The 7,425-nt window shown below is 57.1% G+C and carries 6 protein-coding genes; 2 read left to right on the top strand and 4 right to left on the bottom strand.

Annotated elements, in window-relative coordinates; genetic code table 11:
* Positions 1 to 4: 4 nt before the first annotated feature.
* Positions 5 to 1,807: a SulP family inorganic anion transporter gene (locus KKG35_07010; GenBank protein MBU1737876.1), complete on the top strand. Its 1,803-nt coding sequence runs from the start codon at positions 5 to 7 to the stop codon at positions 1,805 to 1,807.
* A 40-nt stretch (positions 1,808 to 1,847) separates the two neighbouring features.
* On the opposite strand, the gene KKG35_07015 is transcribed toward KKG35_07010, so the two are convergent.
* Positions 1,848 to 4,463, bottom strand: a complete 2,616-nt coding sequence (locus tag KKG35_07015; GenBank protein ID MBU1737877.1) for a VCBS repeat-containing protein — start codon at positions 4,461 to 4,463, stop codon at positions 1,848 to 1,850.
* A 427-nt stretch (positions 4,464 to 4,890) separates the two neighbouring features.
* Here KKG35_07015 and KKG35_07020 point away from each other — a divergent pair, with 427 nt between their 5' ends.
* The gene (locus KKG35_07020; GenBank protein ID MBU1737878.1) at positions 4,891 to 6,045 is read left to right on the top strand and encodes a radical SAM protein; all 1,155 of its coding nucleotides are present in this window, start codon (positions 4,891 to 4,893) and stop codon (positions 6,043 to 6,045) included.
* A gap of 61 nt (positions 6,046 to 6,106) precedes the next feature.
* Here KKG35_07020 and KKG35_07025 read toward each other — a convergent pair whose 3' ends face one another.
* From KKG35_07025 to KKG35_07035, 3 genes are all read right to left on the bottom strand, one after another.
* Positions 6,107 to 6,262: a hypothetical protein gene (locus tag KKG35_07025; protein MBU1737879.1), complete on the bottom strand. Its 156-nt coding sequence runs from the start codon at positions 6,260 to 6,262 to the stop codon at positions 6,107 to 6,109.
* 189 nt (positions 6,263 to 6,451) lie between these two features.
* Positions 6,452 to 6,964, bottom strand: coding sequence for a DUF4410 domain-containing protein (locus KKG35_07030; protein ID MBU1737880.1), 513 nt, complete (start codon positions 6,962 to 6,964; stop codon positions 6,452 to 6,454).
* A gap of 151 nt (positions 6,965 to 7,115) precedes the next feature.
* Positions 7,116 to 7,425: tRNA (guanosine(46)-N7)-methyltransferase TrmB (locus KKG35_07035; GenBank protein MBU1737881.1), on the bottom strand; the 310-nt coding region annotated here is incomplete at its 5' end.

The raw sequence follows: 7,425 nt of genomic DNA on the forward strand, positions 1-7,425 counted from the left end.
TATGATGAAACCTGGCACCATCTCGATAAATTTCAGTCGCTGGCGCGCCACCTTCCTGCCCTTCCTGGCCTGGTGGCCCAGAGTAAATCAGGCAACGTTTCGTGACGACCTGCTGGCTGGCATCACGGGTGCCATTGTCGCCCTGCCCCAGGGAGTCGCCTTTGCCACCATTGCCGGGATGCCACCCGAGTATGGCCTGTATGCCGGCATGGTCCCGGCTGTAGTGGCCGCACTGTTCGGTTCCTCATGGCATCTGGTATCCGGCCCGACCACTGCGGCTTCCATTGTCCTCTTTTCGGCATTAAGCAATTATGCCATCCCGGGAAGCGCCGAGTATGTTCAGCTGGCCCTGACCCTGACCATGATGGTCGGCCTGATTCAGCTGGGCATGGGGCTCGCCCGCCTGGGTGGCCTGGTGAATTTCATTTCGCACTCGGTCGTGGTCGGTTTTACCGCCGGCGCGGCCATCCTGATCGCCGCAAGTCAGCTGAAGCATTTTTTCGGGATCAGCCTGCCCAGAGGCGGTCATCTGTACCACACCCTGGCCGGGGTCATCAGCCATTGGCGCGACTTCAATCCTTACGTCATCGCGGTCGGACTGGTCACAATGCTTTCCGGCCTGCTCCTCCGCCGTTTCCTGCCGAAGATCCCCTACATGATTTTCTCCATGCTGACCGGTTGCGCTGCCGCCTACGGATTTTCCAGGTTCGGCGGCCCGGCGGCCGCCGATATCCAGGTGGTTGGGGCCCTGCCTGCCGCTCTGCCGCCCCTGTCGACTCCCCATTTCTCCCTGGAGAGTATCCGGATCCTGGCCCCGGCCGCCCTGGCCACGACCCTCTTCGCCCTCACCGAAGCGGTGTCCATTGCCCGATCCCTCGCGGTCAAGGCCGGACAACATCTTGACGGCAACCAGGAATTCATCGGCCAGGGGCTTTCCAATATCGCCGGCAGTTTTTTTTCCGGCTATGTCGCAACCGGTTCCTTCAATCGCAGCGGTCTCAACTACCAGGCCGGGGCCAAAACTCCGCTGGCCGCCATTTTCGCCGGCAGCCTGCTGATCTTCGTGGTCCTCTTCGTCGCCCCCTGGGCGGCCTACCTGCCCAATGCCGCAATGGCCGGCATTTTATTCCTGGTGGCCTGGGGCCTCATTGATTTTGCCCGGATCAAGCGGATCCTGCAAACCAGCCGCCAGGAGAGCATTATTCTGGCAACCACCTTTCTGGCCACCCTTTTTCTGGAACTTGAGTTCGCGATCTTTCTCGGGGTGCTTTTGTCCCTGGTGATCTACCTGAACCGGACTTCGCACCCCAGGGTCCTGGCTCGGGTCCCGGACCCCCACCACCCGATGCGCTCTTTTACCAGCGCCCCGGGCCAGGTGGAATGCCCCCAGCTCAAGATCGTCCGGATCGACGGTTCGCTGTTTTTCGGGGCCATCGAGCATGTTGACCGGGAACTGAGAAATATGCGCACCCGCAACCCGCAACAGAAACACCTGCTGCTCGTTTTTTCCGGGATCAATTTTATCGATATGGCCGGGGCTGATTTTCTTGCCGATCTGGCCGGAGAGGAAATAGAGGGGGGCGGACATCTGTATCTTTACGACATCAAGAAACCGGTCTGCGAAGAAATCCAGCAGGAGGGTTACCTTGACCTGATCGGCGCGGAGAACATCTTCGAGTCAAAAGATGAGGCGATTGCCGAAATATTCACCCGTCTGGACGGTAGTATCTGCGCCCGCTGCCGGGCCCGGATATTCCTGGAGTGCATGACCCTGACGCCGCCCGTCGCTGATCAAGCCTCAGCATAAGGCGAACGCCTTGGCAAAGGAAAAAATTCTCCCTGTTGACTCAATCGGGGGAAGGTTGGTTGCTGATCACCAGGGTACGGTTCAGTTCCGTTGTCTGATCCTGCATGGTCTCGCCGCAGAGGGATTTCACCTCGATTGAAACCGGACCCCGGAAATGCCCGAGACCGAAATGAACAGTCAGGGAATCCTGGCTGCCGGTGCCCCGCCCGGCGGTGATCTCCCGCACCTGACGCTGCCGGTCGAAACGGGCCGTCACCTTGCTGCCCACTCCGAAACGATTGCAATTCCGGTCATCCACCCTGACCTTGAGCCAGTTGTTGGGGCCTCCCTCATTATGGAGGAGGCGCACCCCTTCGGAACCGGCAACCAGCAGGTCGGGAAAGCCGTCGCCGTCGAAATCGGCCGTTGCCGCCCCCCAGCCGTTCGTCACTCCGGCCCCGGAAAGCCAGGTCCGGTCGGTGAATCCGCCACTCCCGTCGTTCAGGTAAAGATGGGAGGCACGATTCGGGTAAATGGAAGTCACGTAGAGATCGAGGTCCCCGTCAAGATCGACATCAAACAGCAGGGGGTCGGAATTCGTCTCGTCGAAGGAGATCCCGGATTCCGGATACCGGTCGGTGAACAGGGGAAGGGGACCCCCGTTGTTGATCAGCACCATGGTCTTGTCGGAAAATGCGATGTAGCGGGGATGGGCGAGGTTTGAGGTGATAATATCAAGGTCACCGTCGCCATCCAGATCCCCGCTGACGCTGCCGATCGAATGCCCGTAGGCCCCGTTCACCTCACGCCCCTGCACCCCGTTTGCCTCGGCTGCGTCCACTACGGAACTGTTTCCTTGATTGAGCCAGAGAAAGTTGGGGTCGAGTCGGTAGTTGGCAACCAGGATATCCTGCCAACCGTCACCATCCAGATCGGACCAGGTCACCCCGCGGCCGCACATCCCCTCCTCGCTGACCACGCCGACCGCAGCGGAACTCTCGGCAAAACCTCCCTCGCCCCGATTGACAAACAGCTGGTCGCGGCCGCACACTCCGCGCATCACCACCCCGTGTTCGTAGTTGGCCACATAGAGGTCGAGAAGGCCGTCATTGTTCAGGTCCCCCCAGGCCGCCGCCTCGGTGCGGAGAAAAGGAGATGCGGTTTGAGGAAAGGCGCCGCTCTCAACAAAACGGACCCCGTCTTCATTATGCAGGAGGTGGTTGCCCCCGTGGGAAGTCACAAAAATATCAAGGGAACCATCGTTGTCATAGTCGCCAAAAACCCCGCCGTTCGATCCGGCGATCCCGGCCAGGCGGTCCGAATCCGGTACAAAGCCGCCGTCTCCCTGGTTGCTGAAAAGGCGGCTGCCGTCCAGCAGCAGATCGTCATCGCCGTCATTGTCATAATCACCCCAGGCCACCCGACTCGCCCTGACCCCGTCGAGTCCTGCCGCCACGGTAACATCGGTAAACCACACGCCATCCTGTTCCTGAGTCTGGAAATAGGTGCGCGGATCGCCATTGAAACCATCCCGGTCGGACAAAATTGCCCGGAGTTCCGTTGTGGTCTCAGGCCTCGGCGAACCATTGACCAGCGCTTTCCTGAAGAACTGCAGCGCCTGTTCCGGTTGGCCATCCCCGAGGTGGATCATCCCCAGGAAATGGTGCGGCCCGGGCCAGCTCTCCTTCATCGCGGCCACTTCGGTAAAGAGTTTTCGGGCCTCTGCCGTTTCACCCAGCCCCAGCCGGGCCCGACCCAAAAGATAGAGAGAAAGCATCCGGAAGTTTTCGATTTCCTCCCCCCAGAGAGTTTCGCTGAACGGCTCCGGTATCTCCAGGGAAAGCTCTTCAATACCTCGCAGGCTTTGCTGCAGCAGGTGAATCGCCTGCGGGAAATCGGTGTTGTGCTCAATCAGCCAGAAGGCCGCCGCGCCGTTCAGATAGGGACTCGTTGCCTTATCCTGCAACACAGAACGGACAAGCTGCTGGTGGTCCGGTTCATCCTGCTGTTTTGCCGAGAGCTCCCGGAAGACGATGGTAGCTGCCTTGTCGGCCATTCTTTGATCGGAAAAGTTGCGGATATAGCGCTCGGCAAGGTCCAGCCGGCGGTCGCTGCCGGGGGGAGACTCAATGATTTCACTGAACAGGGTGGAGGCTATCTCGGCGGTCATGGCTGAACCATTCCCTTTTTCGATCAATTGCCGAATCAGGGCAAACCGTTTTTCCTGATCATTCAGATAATAATACCCCTGGTAGGCACTGTAGAGTAATTCCACGGAAGGCTCCGGACGGTTGAGCAGTTCCGCGATCTCCTGCCGGACATTCTCCCGAATCTCCTCGGCGGCACTGCCGACCTCCAGGCGGATACCCCAGCAGAAGCCCAGGGCAATAAAATAGTCCGGCGATTCACCACCGAGTTCCGAACAGGCCGCCAAAGCCTCGTCCATGCGGCCCATATGAAACAGGGCCTCGGCCCGCCCGTGCACCGGTGCGGCCTCTCCAGGTCGCAACCTGCCGGCATCGGTGAACTCGGCAAGGGCGAGGGAGTGGTGCCTGGTATTGAGATATTGACGTCCCAGAATCAGACGCGACTGAAAGTTGTCGGTTTCAGGGGCTGGACCCTTGAGATCGATGGTTGCGCAGGAAACCAGGACCGCCGCCAGCAAAGAACAGATCAAGAGTCGGAAGATGCGGAGATGCTTTTGACTGCGGAGTCTCTTTTGCTTCGAGTGATCCATGACAACACAGACCCTTTCAGATTTCCCAACCCGGATGTTACATGAACAATATTGTGGTCCGACAGTATATAAAAAAAGCAGCGCCAATCAAATGGCCCTGCTTTTTTCTGAGAAGGAGTCTCGTTTTCAAGTGTACGTTGCGTTACTGCCGCCGTATTTATTTTGTTTTAAGACCCTTCCATTAAATGAAGAATACCACTTTGCATAATGCAAGGCAAAGCGGTTCGGGTTATTTTTTCGGAAAAGAGCTGCTCAGTCCGACTCTATCCCTTTTCCGCCGGGGGATTGATAGCTATAATAATTTTTAAACCCGACAAAAATAAATCTGCGCCGGTTTTGCTCACTCACAAACAATGAAACATAACAGATGAAAACCAGCGAACCATACCGCGGTTTTGAACAGGGACCGATCCGCCCGCCGAGCGAGGCGGCAAGCCTCTTGATCAGAATCACCCGTAATTGCCCCTGGAACCGCTGCACCTTCTGCCCCGTATACAAGGGTGAAAAATTCAGCCTGCGTCCGGTGGACCACGTAATCCGGGACATTGATACCGTCCGTTTTTATGTTGCGGCGATTGTCGCCGCCGAAAGGTCCGGACAATCCGGTCCCCGAAGAGAACTTGCCCGGCTCTCACCTGGTGGAGGGGAGGGGGACCTCCGGGCCCTCAATGCAGCATTCAATTTCGTCGCCAACGGGATGAGTTCGATCTTCATCCAGGACGGCAACAGCCTGATCCTCAAACCGGACGAGATCATCCGGATCCTGGGTCATCTCAGAAACGCTTTTCCGACAGTCACCCGGATCACCTCCTATGCCCGGTCGCACACCATCGCCAGAATAAGCGCTCCCGACTTGCGCCGGATCGCCGAGGCTGGTCTGAACCGGATCCATATCGGGATGGAATCCGGCTCGGACAAGGTCCTCCGGATGGTGAACAAGGGGGTCGACAAAAAAACGCATATCGCGGCAGGACTGAAAGTGAAAGAGGCCGGGATCGAGTTGTCGGAATACGTGATGCCGGGTCTTGGCGGAAAAGCATTATCCGGGGAGCACGCACGGGAAACGGCCGATGCCCTGAACCGGATCAATCCGGATTTTATCCGGTTTCGCGCCCTTGCCCTGCCCGGTGACGCGCCGCTCACCGCCCGGTATAAAGAAGGCAACTTCGATAAAATGGGCGAGGTTGATACCGCCGGGGAACTCCTTCTTTTCCTGGAAACACTGGCCGGGATCAGCAGCACGATAAAAAGTGATCATGTGCTGAACCTTTTTCCCGAAATCGACGGGGTGCTTCCCGATGACAAGGAGAAGATGATGATGCCTCTCCGCGCGTTCCTGCAACTTGACCCAGAGGAGCAGATGCTGTTCTGTATCGGCCGGAGAACCCAGAGGTTTTCAAGGTTCATTGATTTGAATAACCAGCAACTCCGCGGGTACGCCCGGGAAATGTGCGCAGAACTTGGTGCAACGCCGGAAAACTTCGATGCGGTCATTGAGGCGCTGATGCAGCAGTTTATTTAGGACTCCGGGATCACATTTCATTCATCGTCGCATCCACCACCTGGCGGACATCGGCCAGGCATCAGCGCCCCTTGGGGTTCGTGTCCTTGCAGCGGCACCCGCCGGCTTTTTTCTCGACGGCGATCCGCTCCATGATCAGGGATTTGCCGTTGGCCCGAACATCCCGGGCAATATCTTCATCGGTATAATTGAAACAGTAGCAGATCTTCTCACTCATATTCGTCACCAGTTGAGGGTTTCCGCACCACCCGGATGATTTGTTTCGACCGTGGCAAAAAAGAGAATGTAAAAGGGAGGATGCAGAAAGATCTTCGCTTCTGCATCCTCCCTTCTTATTTCAAATTCATCTTTCGGTGATAAGTTTCGTTTGAGCAGACAGGCTGCTCAACTTAAGCTTTATCAGATCTCAGCCCAGATGATCGGCAATCTTCTGGGCGGCGTTGCGGTTCAGGGTCTTGGCGCAGTATGTGCCGCCCTTGGTCGAGGCCTGTGTGTCGTCCCAGGCGAGCACAATCTGGCCATTGCGATCGACCAGATCGTAATGGGCGCTGAGTACGTCGGCGCCGGCCATCATCCCGGCCATGAACCTGGCCCCCTTGGGGATCATCTTGTGATCGGTGATGGTGATCTTCAGCAGGTAGCCGTTCCTGGTGAATTCCCCCTCGGACTGGATCCTCTTCGGCTGCAGCCCGGTTCTTTTTAAGGCCTGGATGATGTCGCGATCCATCCAGTTCAGGGTCTGATTGAGCAGGGCAACCTGGTCGCCATTCAGTCCCGACGTGTCAGCGCCCAAAGAGAGTACCGCAATATCCCCGCTCACCCCCTCCCGGAGAGTGACCCTTTCGGAGCCGCCTCCTCCGCAAGCGCTGAAAAAGGTGACTGCCAGAAAAGCCAATAAAAGAATCTGTAATTTTTTCATGATATTTCCTCCTGCTGGATGTATTTTCGGGTCGACCCCTGAGCTGATGATTCCCGCAATCGGGATATCATACCAATAAAGCAAAATTATCAATGGATATTGCAAATTTTTTTTCAGAACTTGCCTCACAGATCCCTCAAACCGGATATGATCAGGGTCCGATCCGCTCGTAGAGGAGATCGCAGACCTCATGCCCCTTTGTCAGACCGCGCTTTTCATATTTTGTCATCGGCCGTTCCAGAGAGCCCGGGTAAAATTCAGCGATCCCGGCCAGGTTGCGAAACCCCGCGGCATCCTCCATGATCTCGCTGATCTGGTGCGCATAACCCCCATTGTCGGTAGCCGCATGAAAATATCCGCCGACCGCCAGGACCCGATGTACTTTTTCGACAAAAGGGACCTGGACCAGTCGCCGTTTCTGATGCCGTTTTTTGGGCCAGGGGTCGGGGAAAAAGAGGGAA

This window comes from Pseudomonadota bacterium (assembly GCA_018823285.1).
Classification (GTDB): Bacteria; Desulfobacterota; Desulfobulbia; order Desulfobulbales; family JAGXFP01; genus JAHJIQ01.

Coding starts and splice junctions, on each gene's coding strand:
- KKG35_07020 (MBU1737878.1), top strand. CDS start 4,891: ATGAAAACCAGCGAACCATACCGCGGTTTTGAACAGGGACCGATCCGC.
- KKG35_07030 (MBU1737880.1), bottom strand. CDS start 6,964: ATGAAAAAATTACAGATTCTTTTATTGGCTTTTCTGGCAGTCACCTTT.
- KKG35_07025 (MBU1737879.1), bottom strand. CDS start 6,262: ATGAGTGAGAAGATCTGCTACTGTTTCAATTATACCGATGAAGATATT.
- KKG35_07010 (MBU1737876.1), top strand. CDS start 5: ATGAAACCTGGCACCATCTCGATAAATTTCAGTCGCTGGCGCGCCACC.